This window comes from Micromonospora sp. NPDC092111 (genome assembly GCF_044755745.1).
In the GTDB taxonomy this organism is placed as follows: Bacteria; Actinomycetota; Actinomycetes; order Mycobacteriales; family Micromonosporaceae; genus Micromonospora.
Genome location: NZ_JBIVRQ010000011.1, coordinates 26912 through 51781 on the forward strand (window position 1 = coordinate 26912; position 24870 = coordinate 51781).

Below are 24870 nucleotides of genomic sequence, written 5' to 3' on the forward strand. Positions count from 1 at the left end.
CCCGTGCCGGGTCTGCTGGTGGCGGTGACGGGTCTGTGGGCGTACGCGCTCACCGAGTTGACGCTGTTCGCGGACCGGCCGGCCGAGTTGCTGGCCGGCGCGGCGGTGCTGGCCGCGCTGCTGCTCGCCGCCCTGCTGGCGGCCCGTCCCCGCGCGGCGGCCGGCCCGCCGCACGGCGGGCGCCGCGCGGTCGGGTTGCGGGAGCGGGCCCGGCGTCGCCGGGTGCCCCGCCAGGTCGATCCGGACGCGGCGGGCCGGCCCCGCCCCCGCGCGCCGGGGCGTCCCCTCCCGGTCGGGTGGCGTCCGGTCGCGGGCTGATCCCGCGCGCCGCCGCCCGGCCGATTCCGTCGTCATCCGTCCCCGTCGGGGGACATCCGGAATCGGACCGAGGGGTTCACCCATGCTCGCCTTCTCACCCGTGCACGACGCCGCCACCGTCGCGGGAGCCGCCGTCGGCTGGCTCGCCGACCTGCTCACCCCGTTGACCGGCGGGGTCGCCACCGCCGCCGCGATCGTCCTGTTCACCGTCGCCGTCCGGCTGCTGATCTCGCCGCTCACCGTCGCCCAGGTCCGCGGGGAGCGGCGTCGCGCGGCGCTCGCCCCGGAGGTCCGCCAGCTCCAGCAGCGGTACGCCGGCGACCCGGCGAAGCTCCAGGCGGAGCTGTTCGCGCTCTACCGCCAGGCCGGGGCGTCGCCGGTGGCGGGCTGCCTGCCGACCCTGCTCCAGGCCCCGTTCTTCCTGGTCATGTACCGCCTCTTCGCCACCGGTGACGGTGCTGCCGGGCTGCTCGACGAGAAGCTGGCCGGGGTGCCGCTGGGCTGGCACCTGGGGGACGGGGTGTCGCCGTCGGTGCTGCTGGTCTTCGGGGTGCTGCTGCTGGTGCTGCTCGGGCTGGCCCGGCTGCTGTCCCGGCGGGCGAAGCGGGCGGCGGCGCTGGCGGGCAGCCCGGGGGAGGGCCCGGCGGTGCTGGCCCGGCTGGTGCCGCTGCTGCCGTACGGGACGGTGCTGGTGGCGCTGATCGTGCCGTTGGCGGCGGTGTTGTACCTGGTGACCACCACCGCGTGGACGGCCGGGGAGCAGGCGGTGCTGCGTCGACCGCAGCTCGCACCGGCGCAAGCCATCGACGGACGTTGACAAGTGTCGGGGCGGGAGCGTAGAAAACCGCTCAGAGAGCGCTCTCTTGCTCCCGTCCCCGCGCAGAGAGGCATCCCGATGAATCCTGTTCCGGCGGCTCCGGCCGTCCCCGCCACCGCGCGCCGCTCACGCCGTCGGCTCGCCCTGGCCACCGTCCTGGCCGTCACCGCCGCGCTGGCCGGCGTCTCGGTCACCGCCCAGGCCGCCGTCCCGCCCCCGGCCACCGGTTGGAGCCTGGCGTGGAGCGACGACTTCACCGGTGCGGCCGGCACCCTGCCCTCCTCGGCCAACTGGATCGTCGACACCGGCACCAGCTACCCCGGCGGCCCGGCCAACTGGGGCACCGGGGAGATCCAGACGTACACCAACAGCACCGCGAACCTGGCCCAGGACGGTGCCGGCAACCTGCGGATCACCCCGCTGCGGGACTCCGCCGGCCGGTGGACCTCGGCCCGGATCGAGACCGTCCGCACCGACTTCAAGCCCTCGGCCGGAGGGGTGCTGGCGATCGAGGGGCGGATCCAGATGCCCAACGTCACCGGGGCCGAGGCGGCCGGGTACTGGCCGGCGTTCTGGTCGCTCGGCGCGCCCTACCGGGGCAACTACCAGAACTGGCCGGGCGTCGGCGAGATCGACGTGATGGAGAACGTCAACGGCCTCAACCAGGTCTGGGGCACCCTGCACTGCGGCGTCGCGCCGGGCGGCCCGTGCAACGAGTTCAACGGGCTGAGCAACACCCGCGCCTGCCCCGGCGGGAGCTGCCAGTCCACGTTCCACACCTACCGCACCGAGTGGGACACCTCGGTCAGCCCGCAACAACTGCGCTGGTACGTCGACGGGCAACTGTTCCACACCGTCAGCCAGGCCCAGGTCGGTGAGCCGTACTGGACCCAGATGACCGGCCACGGCGGCTACTTCCTGCTGCTCAACGTGGCGATGGGCGGCTCGTTCCCGAACGGGGTGGCCGGCTACACCACGCCGACCGCCTCGACCGTGTCCGGCCGGCCGATGCTGGTCGACTACGTGGCGGTCTACCGCAAGGGGGGTTCGTCCACCCCGCCGCCGACCACCACGCCGCCGCCGTCCGGTGGCATCGACGCGTACGGGACGATCCAGGCCGAGGCGTTCTCGGCGCAGAACGGCGTGCTCGTCGAGGCGTGCGCCGAGGGCGGGCAGAACATCGCCGCGCTGCGCAACGGCGACTGGGCCCGGTACGACAACGTGGACTTCGGTGCCGCCGCGCCGCGCGACTTCGTGGCCCGGGTGGCCTCCGGGGCGGCGGGCGGGGTGAGCGGCCTGGTCGAGGTGCGGCTGGACAGCCCGACCGGCACCCCGATCGGCAGCTTCGCCGTCGGCAACACGGGCGGGTGGCAGAGCTGGCGCTCGGTGCCCGGCAACGTCACGGCGGTGACCGGACGGCACGCCGTGTACCTCACCTTCAGCAGCGGCCAGGGTGCCGACTTCGTCAACGTCAACTGGTTCACCTTCCGGCGCTGAGCCGGGTCGTCCGAGGGGTCCGCGCCGCCCGGCGTGGACCCCTCGCCCTGCGTCGGTCGACTTCGCGGCGGGCTCTGGACAGAAACAGTTAACACTCTTAATAATAGGCCCTGACGTAGACGCCCATGGATTGATTCCGCCTGGAGGGCCGCATGACGCGTTCCCGAACACTGCTCCTCTCGCTGGTCACCGGCCTCGCGGTGGCCCTCGGCGCGGTCGGGGTGACGCTGCCCGCGTACGCCGCCGGGGTCAGCGCCAGCTTCGTGAAGACGTCCGACTGGGGCACCGGGTGGGAGGGGAAGTACACGATCACCAACGGCGGGCCGACCACCCTCGCCGGCTGGAGTCTCGCCTTCGACCTGCCCGCCGGAACCACCGTCGGCACCTACTGGGACGCGCTGCTCACCAGCTCCGGCCAGCGGTACACGTTCACCAACCGGACCTGGAACGGCACCGTCGCGCCGGGCGGCTCGGTCAGCTTCGGCTTCCTGGCCGGCGGCCCCGGCGTACCGACCAACTGCCTGCTCAACGGTGCGCCCTGCGGCGGCGGCGCCACCCCGACCCCCACCACGCCCCGACCGACCACCGCCCCGCCGACGACACCCCCGCCGACGACACGCCCACCCACCACGCCCCCGCCGACCACCGGCCCGCCCACCGGCAACCTGCCGAAGCACCTGCTCACCGGCTACTGGCACAACTTCGACAACCCGGCCGTCGAACTGCGGCTGCGCGACGTGCCGACCCAGTACGACCTGGTCGCGGTCGCCTTCGCCGAGGCCACCAGCACCCCCGGCGCGGTCACCTTCGGGGTCGACCCCGGCCTGGCCGCCTCCCTCGGCGGCTACCCCGACGCCGAGTTCACCGCCGACGTGCGGACCCTGCGCGGCCGGGGCCAGCGGGTGATCCTCTCCGTCGGCGGCGAGACCGGCCGGGTGGCCGTCAACGACGCCGCCTCGGCCACCGCCTTCGCCGACAGCACGTACGCCCTGATCCAGCGGTACGGCTTCGACGGCGTCGACATCGACCTGGAGAACGGGCTCAACCCGACGTACATGGCCCAGGCGCTACGCGCCCTGCGGGCGAAGGTCGGCGCCGGCCTGATCATCACGATGGCTCCGCAGACCATCGACATGCAGTCGCCCGGCTCCGGCTACTTCAAGCTCGCCCTCGACATCCGGGACATCCTCACCGTCGTCAACACCCAGTTCTACAACTCCGGGGCGATGCTCGGCTGCGACCAGAACGCCGCGTACAGCCAGGGCACGGTGAACTTCATCGTGGCGCTGGCCTGCATCCAACTGGAGAACGGGCTCCGCCCCGACCAGGTCGGTCTCGGCCTGCCTGCCGGCCCCGGCGCGGCCGGCGGCGGCATCGTCGCCCCGAGCGTGGTCAACGCCGCGCTGGACTGCCTGGCCACCGGCACCAACTGCGGCAGCTTCCGGCCACCGCGCAGCTACCCGGCCATCCGGGGCGCGATGACCTGGTCGGTCAACTGGGATGTCAGCAACGGCAACGGCTTCGCCCGCACCGTCAAGCCGCACCTGGCCACCCTGCCCTGACGCGCCGGGCGGCCCACCGCCGCCCCGCCGGCCGCCGGCTCACCCCGCCGGCAACCCGCGACGGCCCGCACCCCGGGCCCCACCCGCCACCACCGGGCCCACCCACCTGGGCCGCTCCACCCCGCCCACCCGGGCGCACCCCCACCACCGGTCCCTGGAGGCCAGCCGTGAAACTCCGCTCCCCACGCGCGGCGACGTTCGCCGTCGCGCTCGCCGCCGCCCTCGTCGCGGGCACCGTCGTGGCCGTACCGGCCGCGTCCGCCGCCACCGCCGCCTTCGTCCGCACCTCAAGCTGGAGCAGCGGGTACGAGGCGAAGTTCACCGTCACCAACGACACCTCGACCAGCATCAGCTCGTGGAACGTCCAGTTCGACCTGCCCGCCGGCAACTCCGTCGGCTCCTTCTGGGACGCCCGGCTGACCAGTTCCGGCCAGCACGTCACCGCCCTCAACCAGTCCTGGAACGGCACCCTCGCCCCGGGGGCCAGCACCTCGTTCGGCTTCGTCGTCAGCGGCACCGGCGACCCGACCAACTGCACGGTCAACGGCGGCGGCTGCACCGGCGGGGGTGGCAACCCGTCCGGCCCGGCCACCCCGGGCGGGCTGCGGGTCACCGGCACCACCGCCACCTCGGTCGCGCTTGCCTGGAACGCCGTCTCCGGCACCGTCTCCGGCTACCGGGTGTACGAGGGCACGGCCGTGAAGGCCACCGTCACTGGCACCTCGGCCACCGTCTCCGGGCTGGCCGCCTGCTCCGGGCACAGCTACACCGTGACGGCGTACAACTCGACGGGGGAGTCGGCGAAGTCGGCGCCGGTCTCCGCCACCACCACCGGGTGCACCGGCGGCAACACCGCGATGGCCGCCGCGCCGTACCTCTACCCGGGCTGGGGCGACCCGCCCGCGCCGTCGACGGTGATGGGGGCGACCGGGGTCAGGTGGTTCACCATCGCGTTCGTCCTCTCCGGCGGCGGCTGCACCCCGGCGTGGGACGGCAGCGGCCCGCTCACCGGCGGCGCGCACGCCAGCACCATCGCCGCGATCCGGGCGGCCGGCGGTGACGTCATCCCGTCCTTCGGCGGGTGGAGCGGCAACAAGCTCGGCCCTAACTGCTCCTCGGCCACCGCCCTGGCCGGGGCGTACCAGCAGGTCATCAACGCGTACGGGCTGAAGGCGATCGACATCGACATCGAGAACAGCGACGAGTTCGAGAACGAGGCGGTGCAGGACCGCATCCTCGGCGCGCTGAAGATCGTCAAGCAGAACAACCCGGGGATCAAGACGATCGTCACGTTCGGCACCTCGACCACCGGGCCGTCGTACTACGGCACCCGGCTGGTCAACCAGGCCGCCGCGCTCGGCGCGAACATCGACACCTTCACGATCATGCCGTTCGACTTCGGCGGCGGGGCGAACATGTACCAGAACACGGTCAACGCCTCCGAGGGGCTGAAGACCACCCTGAAGAACGCCTTCGGCTGGTCCGACGCCACCGCGTACGCGCACATGGGCATCAGCGGCATGAACGGCCTCTCCGACCAGCAGGAGCTGACCTCACCGGCCACCTGGACCCAGATCCGGGACTGGGCGAAGAGCCGTGGCCTGTCCCGGTTCACCTTCTGGTCGGTCAACCGGGACCGTCCGTGTGCGGGCGGGGGAGTGGTCGCCAACTGCTCCGGCATCGCCCAGAACACCTGGGAGTTCACCTCGATCACCGCGCAGTACTGAGCGGCGTACGCGGTCAGCGGCCGGCAGTCACCGACTGCCGGTCGCGCCGCGCCCGCCGCCGGCGGACCTTCTTCGTCGCCCAGACCACGACCATGACGGCGAAGATCGCGAAGATCGCGTAGTTGAACCAGTCGCTGTACCGCTCCACGTCCTGCCAGCGGGAACCCAGCGTGTAGCCGAGGCCGACGATCAGCGCGTTCCACACCCCGCTGCCCAGCGTGGTGAGCAGGACGAACTCGCCCATCGGCAGCCGGTTCGCCCCGGCCGGCACGGAGACCAGGCTGCGGACCACCGGCACCAGCCGGCCGATCAGCACCGCCCACCGGCCGTGCCGCTCGAACCAGCGGTCGGCCTTCTCCAGGTCGTCCCGGTCGACCAGGGGGAGGTGGTCCAGCCAGCGCTTGAGCCGGTCCTCACCGAGTGCCGTGCCGAGCCAGTAGAGCACCAGCGCGCCGACCAGCGAGCCGACCGTCGCGGCGAGGACGATCAGCACCAGGTTGAACCGGCCCGTGGCGGCGAGGTAGCCCGCCATCGCCAGCACGATCTCGCTGGGGATCGGCGGGATGATGCTCTCCAGCGCCACCAGGAAGGCGACGCCGACCGCACCGAGGGAGTCGATGACGTCGGCCACCCACCCGGTCAGCCCGCTGAACTGGTTCGGGTCGACGTTCTGGGCGAGAGCCATGGGCGTCCTTCCAGGGGCCGGCGGGATCGGACAGTGGTACCCACCCGACCGGGGCCCACACCTGACGGTGAGCCGGCCCACCAGCCTCAGTCCGCCGGGTGCAGCTCCCGGTCGGCCGGCCCCTGCCGCCAGCCGGTGAACCGGACGGTCAACCCGCCCCGGGTCGGTGAGCAGCAGAACGGCCCGGCCAGCGCCGCCGCGTCCGGGGCGAGCGGGGCGAGGCGGACCAGCCGCCACGGCCCGCCGTCGGCCCGGGCCCGGACGGTGAGCGCGTCGCCGTCCCGGCTGATCCGCACGGTCACCTCCCGGCCGCTCCACTCCGGCACCGGCGCCACCGACCAGTCGGAGACCTCCCGGGTCACCACCGCGCCGACCTGCGGCAGCCCGTCGCTGATCTCCACCCCGGTCTTGACCCAGTTCCGTTCGTCCACCCGGACCAGCACCCCGGCCTGGTCGAACTGGGCCGTGTAGTCCAGCACGAAACTGACCTCGACCGCGCTGCCGCCGGGCAGCGGCGCGAGCAGCGCCGACCCGTCGTCGTGCACGAAGCCGTAGCCGGTGTGCCGCCAGAGGTCGCTCTCCGCGCCCGGCTCCACCAGCAGGCCGCCGTCGTCGGCCAGCTCCGCCCGTACCGGTGGGTGCAGCCACTTGCCCTCGTCCCAGCCCACCGCGCGGGACCCGTCCGTCGCATGATCAGCCATCCCGGCACCGTACCCGGTCACCGGCCCGCCGGGCCGGCGGCGCGGTGGGCGGACGGCCGTCCGCGTTCGCCGGGACGGCCGTCCGCGTTTGCCGGGACGGCCGATCGGAGACATAAGGCCGGCATGGGTGACAGGTGGTACTCGGAGGCCGTGGTCTACTGCCTCGACGTCGACACGTACGCGGACTCCGACGGCGACGGGGTCGGTGACTTCCAGGGCCTCATCGGCCGGCTCGACTACCTGGCCCGGCTGGGGGTGACCTGCCTCTGGCTCAACCCGATCCATCCGTCGCCCAACCAGGACGACGGGTACGACGCCACCGACTTCTACAACGTCGACCCCCGGCTCGGCACCCTCGGCGACTTCGCCGAGCTGCTGCACCAGGCGCAGAACCGGGGCATCCGGGTGATCATCGACCTGGTGGTCAACCACACCTCCGACCAGCACCCGTGGTTCCAGTCCGCCCGGTCCTCGCCCGACTCGCCGTACCGGGACTGGTACGTCTGGTCCGAGCACGAGCCGGACGACCGGCACCAGGGCATGGTCTTCCCGGGCGAGCAGCACGAGACGTGGAGCTACGACCGGACCGCCAGGGCCTGGTACTACCACCGGTTCTACCGGTTCCAGCCGGACCTGAACATCGACAACCCGAAGGTCCGCGAGGAGATCAAGAAGATCACCTCGTTCTGGCTCCAGCTCGGTGTCGCCGGCTTCCGGATGGACGCGGTGCCGTTCATCATCGAGCGGACCGAGCCGGGCAACCCCGACTCGCCGAAGGACTTCGAGTTCCTCACCGACCTGCGTCAGCACGTGCAGTGGCGGCGCGGCGACGCGGTCCTGCTGGCCGAGGCGAACGTCGAGCCGGACCAGTTGCCGGTCTACTTCGGTGACGGCAGCGGCTCGGGCAACCGGATCCACATGCTCTTCGACTTCATGCTCAACGGTCGGTTGATGCTCGCCCTCACCCGGGAGGACCCGGAGGCGATCATCGACGCGCTGCGCGACACCCCGAAGCTGCCCACCGGCGGCCAGTGGGCGACCTTCCTGCGTAACCACGACGAGATCGACCTGTCCCGGCTCACCGCCGACCAGCGCAACGACGTCCTCGCCAGGTTCGGTCCGGACGAGGACATGCAGCTCTACGGCCGGGGCATCCGGCGTCGACTCGCCCCCATGCTCGGCAACGACCGCCGACACATCGAGCTGGCGTACTCCCTGCAGTTCTCGCTGCGCGGCACGCCGGTGCTGCGCTACGGCGAGGAGATCGGCATGGGCGAGGACCTGGCGCTGCCGGGGCGGAGCGCGATCCGTACCCCGATGCAGTGGTCGTACCAGGAGAACGCGGGCTTCTCCACCGCCGACCCGGAGAAGCTGGTCCGCCCGGTGATCGACAAGGGTGACTTCGGCTACCAGCAGGTCAACGTGACCGACCAGCGCAGCGACCCGAGGTCGCTGCTGGCCTGGTTCGAGCGGATGATCCGGACGCTGCGCGAGGCACCGGAGATCGGCTCCGGCACGACCAGCCACATCGACGTCCCGGTGCCGGCCGGGGTGCTCGCGCACCGCGCCGACGGCCCCACCGGCACCATGGTCTTCCTGCACCACCTCGGCACCGACGACGTCGAGGTCGACCTGGGCACCCTGGCCCCCGAGGCGGAACTGCCGATAGACGTCCTGACCGACCGGGGCTACGGCGAGGTCGGCAAGCTGGACAGTCTGAAGCTGGCCGGCCACGGCTACCGCTGGATCCGGCTTCGCCGGGGCGTCGCCGGCTGACGGACGGCGGGGTTCGGGCCGGTCGAGGCCCGGTGGGTGGGCGTACCGTTGGGTTAAGCTCCTCCGATCGAGCCACAAGTTACCGGGAGGTAATCATGTCGGAGGAGCCCCGCGTCGCCATCGTGACCGGAGCCGCGCGCGGCATCGGCGCGGCCACCGCCCGCCGGCTGGCCGCCGACGGCATGGCCGTCGCCGTGGTCGACATCGAGGAGTCGGCGACCAAGGGGACGGTGGACGCGATCGTCGCCGCCGGCGGCCGGGCCCTCGGAGTGGGCGCGGACGTCGCCGACCGGACCCGGGTGGAGGCGGCGGTCGAGCGGGTCGCCGCCGAGTTGGGCGGGCCGACCGTGCTGGTCAACAACGCCGGTGTGCTCCGGGACAACCTGCTGTTCAAGATGTCCGACGCCGACTGGGACACGGTGATGGGCGTGCACCTGCGCGGCGCGTTCCTGTTCAGCCAGGCCGCCCAGAAGCACATGGTGGAGCGGAAGTACGGCCGGATCGTCAACCTCTCCAGTACCTCCGCGCTGGGCAACCGGGGCCAGGCCAACTACGCGGCGGCCAAGGCCGGTCTCCAGGGCTTCACCAAGACCCTCGCCATCGAACTGGGCCCGTTCGGCGTGACGGTCAACGCGGTCGCCCCCGGCTTCATCGTCACCGACATGACGGCCGCCACCGCCGCCCGGATGAAGGTCGACTTCGACGACCTCCAGAAGCACGCCGCGGCCGAGATTCCGGTTCGCCGCCCGGGCCGGCCGGAGGACGTCGCGCACACCATCTCGTTCCTGGTCAGCGAGGGGGCGTCCTTCGTCTCCGGCCAGGTCATCTACGTTGCCGGCGGGCCGAAGGACTGATCGCCCCGCGTCCCGCCCGGTCCACCGGGCGGGACGCGTCAGGCGGGGGTGTCGGCGCGGGTGCGCCAGAGCCAGATCAGGCCGAGCACCGGCAGCACCAGCGGGATGTAGCCGTACCCGCTGCCGAAGCCGGACCAGACCGTCGCGTCGGGGAACAGTTCGGCGTCGACCAGGCTGAGCACCCCGACGCCGACCACCCCGACCAGCTCCACCGAACAGCAGGCCAGCGCGATCCGCCGGCCGGCGTGGCCGGCCCGGGCCAGCCCGACCGCCGCCACGATGTAGATCAGCGCGGCGAGCGCGGAGAGCAGGTACGCCACCGGCGCCTCGTCGAATCTCGTGGCGATCTGGAGCCCGGCCCGGGAGGTCGCGGCGACGGCGAACAGGATGTAGACGGCGATCAGCAGCCGCCCCGGCCCGGCGTTGGTGGCCCGCTGGGGCGCCCGGGTGTCAGCCACCGACGACCTCCCAGGTCTGCTGGAGTCGGACCACGACCACCGGGGTGACCAGGCAGATCGCACAGACGATCGCGGACCCCCAGCGGGTCGGTTCCATCCTCGCCAGCACCCAGGCCAGCGGGGGCAGGCAGACCAGCGTCACCAGGTAGCCGAAGAACGCGCCGGCCTCGCCGGGCCGTTCGCCGCCGCCGAGGGCGACCAGCGCCGCCACGGCCAGCGCGAGCAGCGCCAGTTCCAGCACGGCCAGGCCGACGAACTGGAGCCGGTCCGGCGGCCGGTGCCGCAGCGCCGCCACCAGGCTCCAGAGCGCGAGTACGAGCGACAGCACGATCGTTGCCGTCGCGAGGATCCCGTCCACCGGCGAGCCGGCCGAGGCGGCGCTGGTCATCGCGGGCATCCGGTCGGTGTCTCGGTCACCGGCACAGCCTACTAACCGGCGTAGTACTCGCGGTCGTCCCGGGGGCCGGGTCGGCCGGTGTCGGCCGCCTCGTCGGTGTCGGCCGTGCCGGTCTCGGTCGCGTCGCCTGCGTCGGCCGGGACGGGCGACTACCGTGGATCACGGTCACGGATCCCGTGGCCGACGACGACACCGGGGGTACTCGTGCTGCGGTTCGGCCTGTTCGGCACCGGTCACTGGGCGGCGGAGACGCATGGCGCCGGGCTCGACGCGCACCCACGCGCCGAGTTGGTCGGCGTCTGGGGGCGTAACCGGGAGAAGGCCGGCGCGCTGGCCGCCCGGCACGGCGTACCGGCGTTCGACGACGTCGACGCGCTGCTCGACGCCTGCGACGCGGTCGCCGTGGCCCTCCCGCCGGACGTGCAGGCCGACATCGCCGTCCGGGCCGCCACCGCCGGCCGGCACCTGCTGCTGGACAAGCCGCTGGCGCTCAGCCTCGCCGAGGCCGACCGGGTGGTCGCCGCCGCGCAGGCCGCCGGCGTGGCCTCGGTGGTCTTCTTCACCCAGCGGTTCCAGCCCAACGTCAACGGCTTCCTCGCCGCCACCGCCGCAGCCGGGGGCTGGCAGCACGCGCGGGCCACCCAGTTCGCCTCGATCTACCAGCCCGGCAACCCGTACGGCGACTCGCGCTGGCGGCGGGAACAGGGCGCGCTGTGGGACATCGGCCCCCACGCGCTCTCGATCGTCCTGCCGGTGCTCGGCCGGGTCACCCGGGTCGCCGCGATGGACGGCCCCGGTGGCCTGGTCCACCTGCTGCTCACCCACGACGGGGGCGCGACCAGCGGGCTCTCGCTCACCCTGGACGCCCCACCGACGGCGGTCACCCGGGACTTCGTCTTCTTCGGCGAGAACGGCACCGAGGCCGTTCCGCCGGGCGACGGCAGCGCGCTCACCGCCTACGGCACCGCCATCGACCAGTTGCTGGCGGAGGTCAACGCGGGCACCCGGGACCACCGGTGCGACGTCCGCTTCGGTCGCGAGGTCGTCGCCGTCCTGACCGCCGCCGACACCGCCCGTACCGAGGCCCGCACCGTCGACCTCTGACAGCGCGCCAGTCTCTGCCTGGCGTCCAGTCTCCGCCTGGCGTCCAGGCCCGACTGCCCTGTGCCCCTCGGACCATGCGGGTCTCGCCATCCGACCTGTGTGGAGTCACACCATCGCCGGCCGCGCGGGGCTACGGGGAGTGAGCGGCCGAGCCGGCGGGCGCTGGGTCGAGGGTCGAGGGTCGAAGGCCGGGGCTGGAGGCCGGGCTGGAGGCCGAATTGGAGTGCGGGGCCGGGCTGGGTCCGGGTTCGGTCCGGGTTCGGCCCGGGCTGGGTCCGGGTTCGGCCCGGGTTCGGCCCGGGCTGGGTCCGGGGCTGGGTCCGGGGCTGGGTCGGGCCGGGTCCGGGCTGGGCTGGGTCGGAGTCGGGGTCTGGGGTCGGTCCGCCGGGCGTGCGCGGGCGGGCCCGGAGCCGAAAATGCGGTCGCGGAATGCCAGGTGTGCGTTAGCCTGGCCGGCATGTTCACGCACGCCCTGATCAATGTGGCCGTCACGCCGGCCGCGCGGGGCCTCCTCCTGGTTGCCCGTCCGCGAGTCCGGCGTCCGGCCCTGGCCGGCCGGGACGCCCACCGCGCCTGACCTGACCGCCGCTATCGGTCCGATGGCCGCTCGGTCTGATCGCCGCATTCGGTCCACTCGCCGCGTCTGGCCTGACTGTCCGTGTCCGGCCTGACCGGTCTGACCGCCGTGTCTGGCCTGACCGGCCTGACGGTCGTGCCTGGCTGTTGACCGGACCCGACTGTTCACCGAACCCAGCCTGACCGTCGTCCGGCTGGCACCGGTCCGGCTGATCGCCGTACCTGCGGTGTTGTCGCGCTGCGTCCCACGCCGATTTTCCAGGGTCGTCCGAGTCCCGATTCGCTCGGACAGGCCCCGCTGTGCGCTGCCTGTCCGTACCGTCGCCGGTCGGCGACAGACAGGACGATCTTCGTGGCGCCCCGCCGAGACCGCACCACCGCACGCGACCGGTCCCGTCGCGTACTGTCCCAGAACTTCCTCGCCGACCCGGCCGCCGTCGCGCGGCTGATCCGGGCGGCCCGACCCGGCCCCGACGACCTGTTGCTGGAGGTGGGCGCCGGGCGCGGCCAGCTGACCCGACCGCTCGCCGGCCGGTGCGGGCGACTGGTCGCGTACGAGGTCGACCCCGCTGTCGTCCCGGAGTTGGCGGCGGTCTGCGCGCCGCTGCCGCACGTCACCCTCCGGCAGGCCGACTTCCTGACCGCGCCGCCGCCGGCCGAGCCGTTCGCGGTGGTCGGCAACATTCCCTGGTCGCTGACCGCAGCGGTGGTCCGCTGGTGCCTCGCCGCCCCGGCGCTGCACACGGCGACCCTGCTCACCCAGTGGGAGTACGCCCGCAAGCGGACCGGCGGCCACGGCCGCTGGAGTCGGCTGACCGTGCTGACCTGGCCGGAGCATCACTGGCGGCTCGCCGGCCGGGTGGCCCGGACCGCCTTCCGTCCGGTGCCCGCCGTCGACGGGGGCATCCTGCGGATCGAGCGTCGGCCGGAGCCGCTGGTGGCCCCGGCGGCGCTACCCGCGTACCGGAGGATGGTGGAGCTGGGCTTCGGCGGGGCCGGCGGGTCGCTCGCGGCGTCGCTGCGCGCGGCGCATCCCGGCCGGCGGGTCGACGGCGCGCTGCGGGCGGCCCGGCTCGACCCGGCCACCCCGGTCGGGCTGGTCTGGCCGGAGCAGTGGCTGGTGCTCTTCCGGCTGCTGCACGCCACCGTGCCGACGGGCCGGGACCCGGGTGCGGACCGGCACCGGCCCGGGGCGGGCGCGGCACCGAACGGCTACCGGACGACCCGGTGGAGCGGACGGAAGGCGAGACCGGACGACCCACGGCGACATCGCCGGTGACACCACCTCGCCGGCCGGTGGCGGGCCACCCCGAGAGTGGCTGGTCCAGCGGGAGGGGTCCACCTTCGACGCGTCCGACCCGGGCGGGCACCGCCTGCCCGGCCACCTACGGGTCCGGGCGGGCACCGCCTGCGGGTGCCCGCCAGCTGTCGGGGTCCCCGGTCAGGCGAGGGTGGCCAGGGCCTCGTTCAGCTCGGCCGGGTCGTCGAACTGTTCGGCCGGCAGGGCCCGCAGCATCTGCAGCAGGTCGGTGCTCGCACCGTTCTCCTGCCCCCAGCGGACCAGGTCCTCGCGGGAGACCGGGTAGTCGAGCCCGGCCAGGTACTCCTGCAACTGCATCCCGGTGACGCTCATGCCGTGCGGCTACCCGTTCCGCCCGTCGCCACACCGCCGTCCGCGCTCCGTCCCTGGCGGCGGTGTGCCGGTTTGGCCCGCCGACCCGCCGGGTAGCCCCGCGCATGCTGGTTCAGCGGCTCGGCGCGCCGAGCGACTTCGACCCGCTGCTGGAGCGCGTCCGGGACGCCCGGGTGGTCATGATCGGCGAGGCGACGCACGGCAGCTACGACTACTACCGGCTGCGGGAGCAGCTCACCCGGCGGCTCATCGCCGAACAGGGCTTCGACTTCGTGGCGGTGGAGGGGGACTGGCCCGACTGCGACCGGGTGCACCGCTCGGTCGTCGGCGCACCCGGCGGCGCGGTTGACCCGCGTACCGCTTTGGGACGTTTCGAACGGTGGCCCACCTGGATGTGGGCGAACGCCGAGGTGGACCGGTTCTGCCGGTGGCTGCGGGCGTGGAACCTGGACCGTCCGGAGGGGGACCGGGCCGGCTTCCACGGGCTGGACGTCTATAGCCTGTGGGAGTCCATGCAGGCCATCTTCGACTACCTCGGCGAGGAGGACCCGAACTCGCTGGAGGCGGCGCAGGACGCGTACCGGTGCTTCGAGCCGTACGGCAAGCGGGTCGAGGAGTACGGCGCGGCCAGCCGGTTCGTCTCCGCGCGCTGCGAGGAGGAGGTGGTGCGCCTGCTGGCGCGTACCCGGGCACACGTGTCGACGGACGGCCCGGACGCCTTCGCGGCCTGGCAGAACGCGGAGGTGGTGGCCGGCGCGGAGCGCTACTACCGGGCGATGGTGCACGGCGGCCCGGACTCGTGGAACGTCCGTGACATCCACATGGCGGACACCCTGGACCGGCTGCTGGACCGGTACGGCCCAGGATCGCGGGGGATCGTCTGGGCGCACAACACGCACGTCGGGGACGCCCGGGCCACCGACATGGCCGTCGACGGGATGGTCAACATCGGCCAGTTGGCCCGGGAACGGCTGGGCCGGGACGCGGTGGCGCTGGTCGGCCTGGGTGGCTACCGGGGGACGGTGATCGCCGCGCCCCGCTGGGGTTCGCCGGCCGAGGCGATGGTGGTGCCGCCGGCCCGGGAGGGCTCGGTGGAGCAGCGGATGCACGAGCTGATGCCGGAGCGGGCGGTGCTCGTCTTCGGTGGCCCGGACCAGCCGGAGTGGGTCACCGACACCACCGACCACCGGGCCATCGGCGTGGTCTACGACCCCACCTACGAGAGTTGGGGCAACTACGTGCCGACCCGACTGGCCGACCGCTACGACGCCTTCATCTGGTGCGACGACACCACCGCCCTGCACCCGCTGCCCGCCCTGACCACCTTCGGTGAACTGGAGACCTACCCCGCCGGGGTGTGACCGGGCCGGTCCGTTGTGGATCATGTAGTTGTGGTGCCCGGTCGGGCCGCTCTCGCAGCCTTCGCAGGCACCACAACGACAGGATCGCCAGGGGTCAGGCGTTGACCGGCTGCTTGTCGAGGTGGGCGCGCAGCCCCTCGCCCTCGATGTCGACATTGGGCAGGGCCCGGTCGAGCCAGCGGGGTAGCCACCAGGCCCTGGTGTTGAGCAGGGACATCACCGCCGGCACGATGGTCATCCGGACGACGAAGGCGTCGATGGCGACGCCGACCGCGAGCGCGAAGCCCATCGACTTGATCACCGGGTCGTCGAGGAAGACGAAGCCGCCGAACACCGAGATCATGATCAGCGCGGCGGCGGTGACCACCCGGGCGCCGTGCCCCATCCCGTTGATGGTGGCCTGCTGGGCCGTGTCGCCGTGCACGAAGTCCTCCCGCATCCGGGAGACCAGGAACACCTCGTAGTCCATGGCCAGGCCGAACAGGATGCCGATCAGCAGGATCGGCAGGAAGCTGATCAGTGGCGCCGGGGTGTCCAGGCCGACCAGGTCGGCGAGGTGGCCCTGCTGGAACACCGCCACGGTGATGCCGAAGGTGGCGGCCACCGTGAGCAGGAAGCCCAGCGCCGCCTTCACCGGCACCAGGATCGACCGGAACACCAGCATCAGCAGCAGGATCGACAGTCCGACGACGAGCAGCAGGTAGACCGGCATCGCGTCGGAGAGCTTCTCGGACACGTCGATGCCGATCGCGGTCGCCCCGGTCAGCAGCACCTCGGCGTTGCCGATCGAGCCCACCTGGTCGCGGATGTCGTGGACCAGCGTCTCGGTGGCGGCGTCGGTCGGGCCGGTCTTCGGGATCACCCCGAGCAGCGCCGTCCGCCCGGACGGGTCGAGTTGCGGCGGGGCCACGGCCAGCACGTTGTCGGTGCGCTGGATCAGCGCGGTGACCTGCGGTACGGCGGCAGAGGTGTGCTGCGGGGAGTCGGAGGTGACCACCACGGCGAGCCGGCCGGTGAAGCCGGGGCCGAAGCCCTCCCGGATCAGGTCGGCGCTGGCCCGGGCCGGGGTGCCCGCCGGGGCGGTGCCGGCGTCCGGCAGGGCCAGTCGCATGTCCTGGGCGGGCAGCGCGAGCAGCCCGAGGCCGAGCAGGCCGACCAGGATCACCGGGATCCGCAGCTTCGTCACCCAGTGCGCCCACCGGAAGCCGAAACCGGAGCGGTCCTCGGCGGCCGGCGCGGCCTCGGTGCTGCGCAGCTTGCGGGGGAGGGCCCTGCGGCCGGCGAAGCCGAGCAGCGCCGGGGCGAGGGTGATCGCGACCAGCACCGCCACGGTGACCGTGCCGGCGGCGGCCAGACCCATCACGGTGAGGAACGGGATGCCGACGACGGCGAGCCCGGCCAGCGCGATGACCACGGTCGCGCCGGCGAAGAGCACGGCGGAGCCGGCGGTGCCGACGGCGCGGCCGACCGCCTCCTCGGGGGAGAGCCCGTCGAGCAGGTTCTGCCGGTGTCGGGAGGTGATGAACAGCGAGTAGTCGATGCCGACCGCCAGGCCGAGCATCAGGGCCAGGATCGGGGCGGTACTGGTCAGCTCGACCGCGCCGCTGAGCGCGAACAGGCCGGCCATGCCGACCCCGACGCCGATCAGCGCGTTCAGCATGGTCATCCCGGCCGCCACCAGCGAGCCGAAGGTGACGATCAGGACGATCGCGGCGACCAGGACGCCCAGCGCCTCGGTGGAGCCGACCTCGGGTTCGGAGTTGAGCACCTCACCGCCCGACGCGACCTGCCAGCCCTGCGCCTCGGCCTGCGCGCCGACCTTCTCGTACGCCTCGCGCTGGGCGTCGGTGACCCCGTCCGCGCCGGTGGCGAACTGCACCTGGACCAGGGCGTACCGGCCGTTGGGGGTGATCGCCTGGGACTGGTACGGGTCGACCGCGCCGACCACTCCGGGCAGCGTCGCGGCCTCCTGGACGACCCCCTTGACCACCGCCTGGCCCTCGGGCGTCATGAGTTGGCCGTCCGCGGGCGCCTTCACCGCGATGGTGCCGGTGGCGCCGCTGGCCGCCGGGAACCGCTCGGCGAGCAGGTCCAGCGCCTGCTGCGATTCGGTGCCGGGCATGGTGAAGTTGCTGGCGGTCGGGCCTCTCAGGGTGGCCGCGGCGAAGCCGAGGCCGACGAGTACGACGAGCCAGACGGCGACGACGAGTCGCCGGCGGCGCAACGATGCCCGGCCGAGCCGGTACAGCAGGGTCGCCATCAGATCCTTGTCCTCAATCGTGGTGGGGTGGGTCGAGGGGCGGCCGTGGTGGCGGCGATGTGGCGGGTACGAGCGCACGCCGGGCGACCGACAGCAGGGCGGGTCGTAGTTCGTCGTCGGGGATGTCGGCGAACGCGCCGCAACCCTCCGCGATCCCGGCGAGCAGCACCAGCGCGGCGACCCGGGCGTCCTGCCGACCGTCGGGGCCGGTCAGCGCCTCGATCAGCCGTTCCGAGATGCGCTGCACGTGGGCGAACGCCGGCTGGGCCAGCAGCTCCGGGAACTCGCCGCGGAGCAGGGCGATCTCCTCGCGGAACCGCACCGCGAGGTCGACGAAGCCCTCCGCCGCGACGCGCTGCGCCTCGGCCCCGGTCAGCGCCGAGATCCGCCCGTCCAACTCGCGCAGCACGGCGATCGGCCCCGCCATCAGCTCGGCGAGCAGCGCCTCCTTGCCGGCGAAGTGGTAGAGCACCGCCGCCTTCGAGCAGCCCACCTCGCGGGCGATGTCCTGCAACGAGGTGCCCTTGTAGCCGGTCACCGCGAACCGCCGGGCCGCCGCGGCGAGGATCTCGCCGTGCGTACGGGGGGTCGGGCGGGTCATGCGTTCCAGCATGCCTGACCGATCGGTCAGACTCTGACCGATCGGTCAGACCACTCTGGTGGCGTTCGCCACACCGGTCGGCGGAGGCGGGTGGCCGCGTCCAGGCCCCGGCGGAAAACCGATCACGGTTGACCGCCGCGTCGGGTTGCGTCCGGCCGTCCTGGCCGGGAAGGTGGGCGGATGAGCGGGGCGGAGGAGACCCGGGCCGGGGTCGGACTGACCAACCTGGACCAACCGCTGCTCGCCGGCGGTGACGTCACCAAGCGCGACCTGGTCGACTACCTGGACGCCGTCGGAGACCGGATCCTGCCCGGCCTGCGCGACCGGCCGCTGTCGGTGGTCCGGCTGCTCCGGGGGCAGGACCCGTTCATGCAGAAGAACCTGCCGAAGTACACCCCGGACTGGGTACGCCGCACCGCGATCTGGGCGGAGGCGTCCCACCGCGAGGTGTCGTACGCGCTCTGCGACGACCGGCGCACCCTGCTCTGGTTCGCCAACCAGCGGGCGGTCGAGTACCACCCCACGCTGGTCACGGCGACCCGCCCGGCGCACCCCACCCACCTCGTGCTCGACCTCGACCCGCCCGAGGGGGACGCCTTCGGGCCGGTGGTCCGGACCGCCGGGCTGGTCCGCCGGGCGCTGGCCGACGTCGGGCTGGCCGGCGCGGTGAAGACCAGTGGCGCGAAGGGGCTGCACATCTTCGTCCCGGTGCACCCGGAGACCACCGCCGAGGAGGTGGCCGCGGCCACCCGGGCACTCGCCGTACACGCCGAGCGCCTCGACCCGGAGCTGGCCACCACCGCGTTCATCCGCGAGGACCGGGGCGGGCGGGTCTTCGTCGACCCGACCCGGGCCGGCGGCGCGACGGTGGTCGCCGCGTACAGCCCCCGGCTCCGCCCCGGGCTGCCCGTCTCCTTCCCGGTGGCCTGGGACGACCTCGACGCGGTCACCCCCGCCGACTTCACCGTGCGGACCGTCCCGGCGCTGGTCGCCGACCGGGACCCGTGGGCCGGGGCGATGCCCGGGCCGCAACCGCTGCCCGCCGACCTGGTGGCCGAGGGGCGGACCATCCCGGTGGCCCGGGTGCAGGCCATGCACGAGGGGAAACGCCGGGCGAGGGCCCGCCGGGAGGCCGGCTGAGCCGCCCCCGGTCAGGTGGCGGTGCCGGCCGGTCCGGGTTCCGGCTGGCCGGTGGCCGGGACGTGCAACGGATCCGCCAACAGCGTGTCGAAGGCGAGTTCGGCGGCCCCGATCAGGGGGCCGTCGCAGCCGAGGGTCGCCGCCCGCAACCGCACGTGCTCCCGGGACGCCGGCAGCGCGATGCTGTCCAGCCGGCGGCGGACCGGGTCCGGCTCGGCGGCGTAGATCTCCCGCAGCGAGCCGCCGAACACGACGGTGCCGGGGTTGACCACGTTGACCAGGTTCGCCACCCCGAACCCCAGCCAGTCGGCGACCTGCCGGACGGCATTCCGGGCCGTCGGCTCGCCGTCGGCCGCCGCCCGCAGGACGTCGAGGACGAGGCCGCGTCCGCCGGGTTCGCGGCCGGCGTGCCGCAGCAACGCGGCCTCGCCGACCTCGGTCTCCCAGCAGCCCCGGGAGCCGCAGCCGCAGGGCAGCCCGCCGGGGTTGACCACCATGTGGCCGACCTTGCCGCTGTGCCCCCGGTGGCCGACGACGAGTCGTCCGCCGATGATGATGCCGGCGCTGACGCCGAGGTCCCCGTGCAGGTAGATGAGGTCGTCCACGCCCGTGGCGGCGCCCCGTACGTGTTCGGCGAGGCCGGTGAAGTCGGCCAGGTCCCCGGTGACGAAGCCCGCTCCGGCCGCCACCTCGGCCCCGAGGACGGTGCCGATCGTCGCGTCGGCGCCGCCGATGCGGATCCGGCCGTCGCGGTCACGGGTGGTGTCGGTCGCCGCCACGGCACCGCCCACGAAGAGCCCGTCGGCGACCTCGCGGCGTGCCATGTCGCGGACCAGGCCGGCCAGCGGGCCGACGGCGTCGAGGGCGGACATGCCGGCCGGCCGGCTCGCCTCGCGCACGTCGAGGATGCGTCCACCGAGACCGATCCGGGCGGCCCGCAGCCGGTCCGCCTCGACGGTCAGCGCGAGCGCGTAGACCCGGTCCGAGCGGGGGGTGACCACGGGCGAGGGGCGTCCGGCCCGGCGGACGCCGACGGGTGCCTCCTCGGTGACCAGGCCGCCGGCGGCGAGGTCCGCCGCGAGCGCGCCGATGGTGCTGCGGTTCAGGCCGAGCCGGCTGGTCAGTTCGGCCCGGGAGGTCGGACCGTGCACGTGGACGTAGCGCAGCACGGCACCGAGGTTCTGCCGGCGGATCTCCTCCGGGCCCGCCACGGCCGCCGTCGGCCCGGGGAATTCCGGGTTCCGGGACCGGGCGAGGCCGGACCAGGCAGGTGTCGCCACGCCGGGCCTCCTTCCGGTCCGGTGCCACGGCAGTCGGTCACCGCGACGACGAAGGGTCCCGGAATGCTCATTCCGGGACCCTTCGGTTGTCGACGACTGTCCGCTGCTGCTTACTTGGTGAGCGGCGCGAGCTTCGGGTCGTTCGCGTACGCCTCGGCCGCGTTGGCCTTGGTGACGGCCACCGGCGGGAGCAGGTAGGTCTCCACGACCTTGCTGCCGTTGTTGTAGGACTTGGTGTCGTTCACCTCGGGGGTCCCACCGGCCTGCAGGGACTTGACCATGGCGATGGTCTGCTTGACCAGGTTCCGGGTGTCCTTGTTGATGGTCATGTACTGCTCGCCGGCCATGATCGACTTGACCGACTCGACCTCGGAGTCCTGGCCGGTGACGACCGGGATCGGCTTGTTGGCGCTCTTGATCGAGGTGATGATCGCGCGGCCGAGCGTGTCGTTCGGGGAGAGGACGCCGTCCAGCTCCTTGTTGCCGTAGGTCGAGGTCAGGAGCTGGTCCATCCGGGCCTGCGCACCCTCGGCCTTCCAGCCCTGGATGGCGGTCTGCTTGACGTCGGTCTGCTTCGAGCCGACCACGACGTTGCCCTTGTCGATCTCCGGCTTGAGGACGTCCATCGCGCCGTTGAAGAAGACACCGGCGTTGTTGTCGTCCGGCGAGCCGGAGAACAGCTCGATGGTGTACGGGCCGTTCGGCTTCTTGGCCTTCATGCCGTCCAGCAGGGCCTGGCCCTGGAGCTGGCCGACCTTGAAGTTGTCGAACGCGACGTAGTAGTCGAGGTCCGGGGTGTTGGTGATGAGCCGGTCGTACGCGATGACCTTCACACCGGCGGCGTGCGCGGCGGCGACCTGGGTCGAGAGCTGCGCGGCGTCGGTCGCGCCGATGACGATGACCTTGGCGCCCTTGGTGACCATGGCGGTGATCTGCGCCTGCTGGTCGGCGACCGTGGTCGACGCGCCCGCGTACTGCACGTCGCTCTGGAAGCCGGCCTCCTTCAGGCCGTTGGTGAACAGGTCACCGGCGAGCACCCAGTTCTCCGAGGTCTTGGCCGGCAGGGCCACGCCGATCAGGGAGTTCGCCGCGAAGCCCTTGGCGTTGCCGTCCGAGCCGCCGCTGGTGCCCTCGTCGCGGCCGGAGCCGCACCCGGTGAGAGCCAGCGCTGCGATGGCGCTGATGGCCACCGACTTGCCGAGGATGTTGCGCATGGGGTGTGTTGCCCTTCTGGGGAGGTGATACGGGACGAGCGGACGATGGGCGTCAGCCGGGCACCTTGGTGCGGGCGGGCTCCCGGTCCGTCTCGGGTGATGCGGTGGGCGTGCCGGATCCGTCACGGCGGAACGATCTGGTGAGGCTGCCGATGACGGAGAACCGGCCCTGGCTCTTGTTGTAGACGTCGAGCGCGACGGCCAGCAGCAGGACCAGGCCCTTGATGATCTGGACGCGGTCGGTGCCGACGCCCAGCAGTTGCAGGCCGTTGTTGAGCACGGCCATGACCAGACCACCGACGATCGATCCGCTGATGGTCCCGATGCCGCCGGAGACGGCCGCGCCACCGATGAAGACCGCGGCGATCGCGTCCAGTTCCCAGCCGTTACCGTCCTGCGGCCCGGAGGCCGCCGACCGGGCCACGAAGATCATGCCGGCCAGGGCGGCCAGGACGGACATGTTCATCATGACGAAGAAGTTGATCCGCTTGAGCTTCACGCCGGACAGCTCGGCGGCCCGGGAGTTGCCGCCCACCGCGTAGATGTGCCGGCCGCCGGCGGTGTTGCGGGTGTAGAACGAGTACACCAGCACCAGCACCACCAGGATGATGCCGGACACCGGGAAGCTGGTGCCGACGCGACCGCTGGCGAAGCGCAGCGAGGCGAAGACGATCACGCCGACCATGACCGCCATCCGCAGGATCGAGATCCACAGCGGGGCGGCGTCGGCGTCCATCTCGCGGCGGGTCCGGCGCGCGGAGAGTTCCCGCCACACCACGGCCACGCACGCCGCCAGGCCGAGCAGCAGGGTCAGGTTGTTGTAGCCGGTGTTCGGCCCGACCTCGGGCAGGAACCCGGCGCCGATCACCCGGAAGCCCTCGGGCACCGAGATGGTGTTCGCGTTGCCGATGAACTGGTTGCCGCCCCGGAAGAGCAGCATGCCCGCCAGGGTGACGATGAACGCGGGCACCCCGATGTAGGCGACCCAGAAGCCCTGCCAGGCGCCGATCAGCGCGCCGATCGCCAGGCCGAACACGATGGCGGCGGGCCAGGGCAGCGACCAGTCGGCCATCGCCTTGGCCACCAGGATGCCGGCGATCGCGGCGACCGAGCCGACCGACAGGTCGATGTGCCCGGCGACGATCACCATCAGCATGCCGATGGCCAGGATCAGGATGTACGAGTTCTGCTGGAACAGCGCGATCAGGTTGTCCGATCGCAGGGTCAGGCCGTCGGTCAGGATCTGGAACAGGACGACGATCGCTACCAGCGTGAAGATCATCCCGAACTGACGGGCGTTGGAGGTGGTACCTCCGAAGAGGTTCTTCTGCAGGTCCTTGATACGGCTCATCGTGTCTGCATCTTCTTCGTCGAGGTCATCTGCTTCATGAGGGTCTCCGGGTCCGCGTCGGCCCGGGCGATCTCGCCCGTGATGGCGCCTTCGAACACCGTGTAGATGCGGTCGCAGAGCCCGATCAGCTCGGGCAGCTCCGAGGAGATGACGACGATGCCCTTCCCCTGGTCGGCGAGCCGCTGGATGATGCCGTAGATCTCGTACTTGGCGCCCACGTCGATGCCCCGGGTCGGCTCGTCGAGGATCAGCAGGTCCGGGTCGGTGAACATCCACTTCGCCAGGACGACCTTCTGCTGGTTGCCGCCGGAGAGCTTGGAGACGCTCTCGTCGACCGTGGGAGCCTTGGTCCGCAGCTCCCGGCGGTACGACTCGGCGGCCTGGTACTCCTCGACCTCGCTGAGCACGCCGTGGTGCGAGATCTTGGACAGCTTGGCGGACACCGTCGACGCCTTGATGTCGTCGAGCAGGTTGAGGCCGATCGCCTTGCGGTCCTCGCTGACGTACGCGAGCCCGTGGGCGATCGCGTCGGCCACCGACCTCAGCACGATCGGCTTGCCGTCCTTGACGATCGTGCCCGACTCGTACACCCCGTAGGAGCGGCCGAAGACGCTCATCGCCAGCTCGGTGCGGCCGGCACCCATCAGTCCGGCGAAGCCGACGATTTCGCCGCGCCGTACGACGAAGCTCTCGTTCTTGCAGACCTGGCGCTCGGCGGAGATCGGGTGCCGGACGTTCCAGTCGCGGACCTCGAAGAAGACCTCGCCGATCTTCGGGGTGTGGTCCGGGAACCGGCTGCTCAGCTCGCGCCCGACCATGCCGCGCACGATCCGATCCTCGTCGACGCCATCGGCCCGGACGTTCAGGGTCTCGACCGTCCGGCCGTCGCGCAGGATGGTGATCTGGTCGGCGATGGCCTCGATCTCGTTGAGCTTGTGCGAGATCATGATCGAGGTGATGCCGCGCGAGCGGAAGCCGCGCAGCAGGTCCAGCAGGTGCCGGGAGTCGGCCTCGTTCAGCGCCGCGGTCGGCTCGTCCAGGATGAGCAGCTTCACGTCCTTGGCGAACGCCTTGGCGATCTCCACGAGCTGCTGCTTGCCCACCCCGATGTCCTTGATCAGGGTGTCCGGGTCCTCGGTCAGGCCGACCCGGGCCATCAGGTCCAGCGCCATCCGGTTCGCGGCCTTCCAGTCGATCGCGCCCCGCCGGCGGGGCTCGTTGCCGAGGAAGATGTTCTCGGTGATCGACATGTCGGGGATGAGCGCGAGCTCCTGGTGGATGATCACGATGCCCGCGTGCTCGCTGGCCCGGATGTCGGAGAAGCGGGTCTCCGCGCCCTGGTAGCGGATCTGGCCGGTGTAGCTGCCGTGCGGGTAGACCCCGCTGAGGACCTTCATCAGCGTGGACTTGCCGGCGCCGTTCTCGCCGCAGATCGCGTGGATCTCGCCGGCGCGCACCACCAGGTTGACGTCGGAGAGGGCCTTGACTCCGGGGAACTCCTTGGTGATGGAGCGCATCTCCAAGAGGATGGGCACGTCGCTCATGGTTCGCACCACCT

At 72.5% G+C, this 24870-nt stretch carries 20 protein-coding genes and 2 pseudogenes; 11 read left to right on the forward strand and 11 right to left on the reverse strand.

Going from position 1 to position 24870, the window contains the following annotated elements:
* Nucleotides 1–3 precede the first annotated feature (3 nt).
* The 5 genes from ACIQG9_RS20750 to ACIQG9_RS20770 all read left to right on the forward strand — a co-directional run bounded on the left by ACIQG9_RS20750 (nt 4) and on the right by ACIQG9_RS20770 (nt 5921).
* Nucleotides 4–318, forward strand: a complete 315-nt coding sequence (locus ACIQG9_RS20750; RefSeq protein WP_400404701.1) for a DUF6412 domain-containing protein — start codon at nt 4–6, stop codon at nt 316–318.
* 82 nt (nt 319–400) lie between these two features.
* Entirely contained in the window at nt 401–1135 is a 735-nt protein-coding gene (locus ACIQG9_RS20755) for a YidC/Oxa1 family membrane protein insertase (protein ID WP_400404703.1), read from the forward strand.
* 78 nt (nt 1136–1213) lie between these two features.
* On the forward strand, nt 1214–2632 hold the full coding sequence (locus tag ACIQG9_RS20760; protein WP_400404705.1) for a carbohydrate-binding protein: 1419 nt from the start codon (nt 1214–1216) through the stop codon (nt 2630–2632).
* 152 nt (nt 2633–2784) lie between these two features.
* Nucleotides 2785–4194: a chitinase gene (locus ACIQG9_RS20765; RefSeq protein WP_400404708.1), complete on the forward strand. Its 1410-nt coding sequence runs from the start codon at nt 2785–2787 to the stop codon at nt 4192–4194.
* A 167-nt stretch (nt 4195–4361) separates the two neighbouring features.
* The gene (locus ACIQG9_RS20770; RefSeq protein ID WP_400404711.1) at nt 4362–5921 is read left to right on the forward strand and encodes a cellulose binding domain-containing protein; all 1560 of its coding nucleotides are present in this window, start codon (nt 4362–4364) and stop codon (nt 5919–5921) included.
* 13 nt (nt 5922–5934) lie between these two features.
* Here the strand turns inward: ACIQG9_RS20770 and ACIQG9_RS20775 are convergent, their stop codons facing one another.
* Both ACIQG9_RS20775 and ACIQG9_RS20780 read right to left on the reverse strand, forming a co-directional pair.
* Entirely contained in the window at nt 5935–6606 is a 672-nt protein-coding gene (locus ACIQG9_RS20775) for a DedA family protein (protein ID WP_400404713.1), read from the reverse strand.
* 86 nt (nt 6607–6692) lie between these two features.
* Nucleotides 6693–7307 (reverse strand): DUF1349 domain-containing protein, encoded by a 615-nt coding sequence (locus tag ACIQG9_RS20780; RefSeq protein ID WP_400404715.1) that lies wholly within the window; start codon nt 7305–7307, stop codon nt 6693–6695.
* A 123-nt stretch (nt 7308–7430) separates the two neighbouring features.
* Between ACIQG9_RS20780 and ACIQG9_RS20785 the strand changes: the two genes are divergently transcribed.
* Together ACIQG9_RS20785 and fabG are read left to right on the forward strand one after the other, a co-directional pair.
* Entirely contained in the window at nt 7431–9083 is a 1653-nt protein-coding gene (locus tag ACIQG9_RS20785) for an alpha-amylase family protein (RefSeq protein ID WP_400404718.1), read from the forward strand.
* 95 nt (nt 9084–9178) lie between these two features.
* Nucleotides 9179–9937 carry a 3-oxoacyl-ACP reductase FabG gene (gene fabG, locus ACIQG9_RS20790; RefSeq protein WP_400404721.1) on the forward strand — a complete coding sequence of 253 codons (759 nt, stop codon included), beginning with the start codon at nt 9179–9181 and terminating at the stop codon, nt 9935–9937.
* On the opposite strand, the pseudogene ACIQG9_RS20795 reads toward fabG, so the two are convergent.
* A pseudogene (locus ACIQG9_RS20795) lies at nt 9910–10395 on the reverse strand (hypothetical protein). The gene fabG and the pseudogene ACIQG9_RS20795 sit on opposite strands and share 28 nt — an antisense overlap.
* Nucleotides 10388–10783, reverse strand: a complete 396-nt coding sequence (locus ACIQG9_RS20800) for a hypothetical protein (protein ID WP_400404724.1) — start codon at nt 10781–10783, stop codon at nt 10388–10390. Before ACIQG9_RS20800 ends, ACIQG9_RS20795 begins: the two are co-directional and overlap by 8 nt.
* A gap of 213 nt (nt 10784–10996) precedes the next feature.
* Here ACIQG9_RS20800 and ACIQG9_RS20805 point away from each other — a divergent pair, with 213 nt between their 5' ends.
* A complete protein-coding gene (locus ACIQG9_RS20805) occupies nt 10997–11896 on the forward strand; it encodes a Gfo/Idh/MocA family protein (protein WP_400404727.1) in 900 nt (299 codons plus the stop codon).
* A 928-nt stretch (nt 11897–12824) separates the two neighbouring features.
* Nucleotides 12825–13616, forward strand: a pseudogene (gene erm, locus ACIQG9_RS20810) (ErmE/ErmH/ErmO/ErmR family 23S rRNA (adenine(2058)-N(6))-methyltransferase); the annotation flags it as partial.
* 297 nt (nt 13617–13913) lie between these two features.
* Here erm and ACIQG9_RS20815 read toward each other — a convergent pair.
* Nucleotides 13914–14105, reverse strand: coding sequence for a DUF2795 domain-containing protein (locus ACIQG9_RS20815; protein WP_400404729.1), 192 nt, complete (start codon nt 14103–14105; stop codon nt 13914–13916).
* A 104-nt stretch (nt 14106–14209) separates the two neighbouring features.
* Between ACIQG9_RS20815 and ACIQG9_RS20820 the strand changes: the two genes are divergently transcribed.
* Nucleotides 14210–15466, forward strand: a complete 1257-nt coding sequence (locus tag ACIQG9_RS20820; protein WP_400404731.1) for an erythromycin esterase family protein — start codon at nt 14210–14212, stop codon at nt 15464–15466.
* A 94-nt stretch (nt 15467–15560) separates the two neighbouring features.
* Here the strand turns inward: ACIQG9_RS20820 and ACIQG9_RS20825 are convergent, their stop codons facing one another.
* Together ACIQG9_RS20825 and ACIQG9_RS20830 are read right to left on the reverse strand one after the other, a co-directional pair.
* A complete protein-coding gene (locus tag ACIQG9_RS20825) occupies nt 15561–17726 on the reverse strand; it encodes an MMPL family transporter (RefSeq protein ID WP_400404733.1) in 2166 nt (721 codons plus the stop codon).
* A gap of 13 nt (nt 17727–17739) precedes the next feature.
* Nucleotides 17740–18327 (reverse strand): TetR/AcrR family transcriptional regulator, encoded by a 588-nt coding sequence (locus ACIQG9_RS20830; RefSeq protein ID WP_400404736.1) that lies wholly within the window; start codon nt 18325–18327, stop codon nt 17740–17742.
* Nucleotides 18328–18507: 180 nt separating this feature from the next.
* On the opposite strand from ACIQG9_RS20830, the gene ligD reads away from it, so the two are divergent.
* Nucleotides 18508–19467: a non-homologous end-joining DNA ligase gene (gene ligD, locus ACIQG9_RS20835; RefSeq protein WP_400404739.1), complete on the forward strand. Its 960-nt coding sequence runs from the start codon at nt 18508–18510 to the stop codon at nt 19465–19467.
* 11 nt (nt 19468–19478) lie between these two features.
* Here the strand turns inward: ligD and ACIQG9_RS20840 are convergent, their stop codons facing one another.
* The 4 genes from ACIQG9_RS20840 to mmsA form a co-directional block, all read right to left on the reverse strand.
* Nucleotides 19479–20747 (reverse strand): ROK family protein, encoded by a 1269-nt coding sequence (locus ACIQG9_RS20840; RefSeq protein WP_400404742.1) that lies wholly within the window; start codon nt 20745–20747, stop codon nt 19479–19481.
* Between the two features lie 110 nt (nt 20748–20857).
* Nucleotides 20858–21961: a substrate-binding domain-containing protein gene (locus ACIQG9_RS20845; protein ID WP_400404744.1), complete on the reverse strand. Its 1104-nt coding sequence runs from the start codon at nt 21959–21961 to the stop codon at nt 20858–20860.
* 52 nt (nt 21962–22013) lie between these two features.
* On the reverse strand, nt 22014–23312 hold the full coding sequence (gene mmsB, locus ACIQG9_RS20850; protein WP_400404747.1) for a multiple monosaccharide ABC transporter permease: 1299 nt from the start codon (nt 23310–23312) through the stop codon (nt 22014–22016).
* Nucleotides 23309–24856, reverse strand: a complete 1548-nt coding sequence (gene mmsA, locus ACIQG9_RS20855; RefSeq protein WP_400404749.1) for a multiple monosaccharide ABC transporter ATP-binding protein — start codon at nt 24854–24856, stop codon at nt 23309–23311. Before mmsA ends, mmsB begins: the two co-directional genes overlap by 4 nt.
* Between the last annotated feature and the right edge of the window lie 14 nt (nt 24857–24870).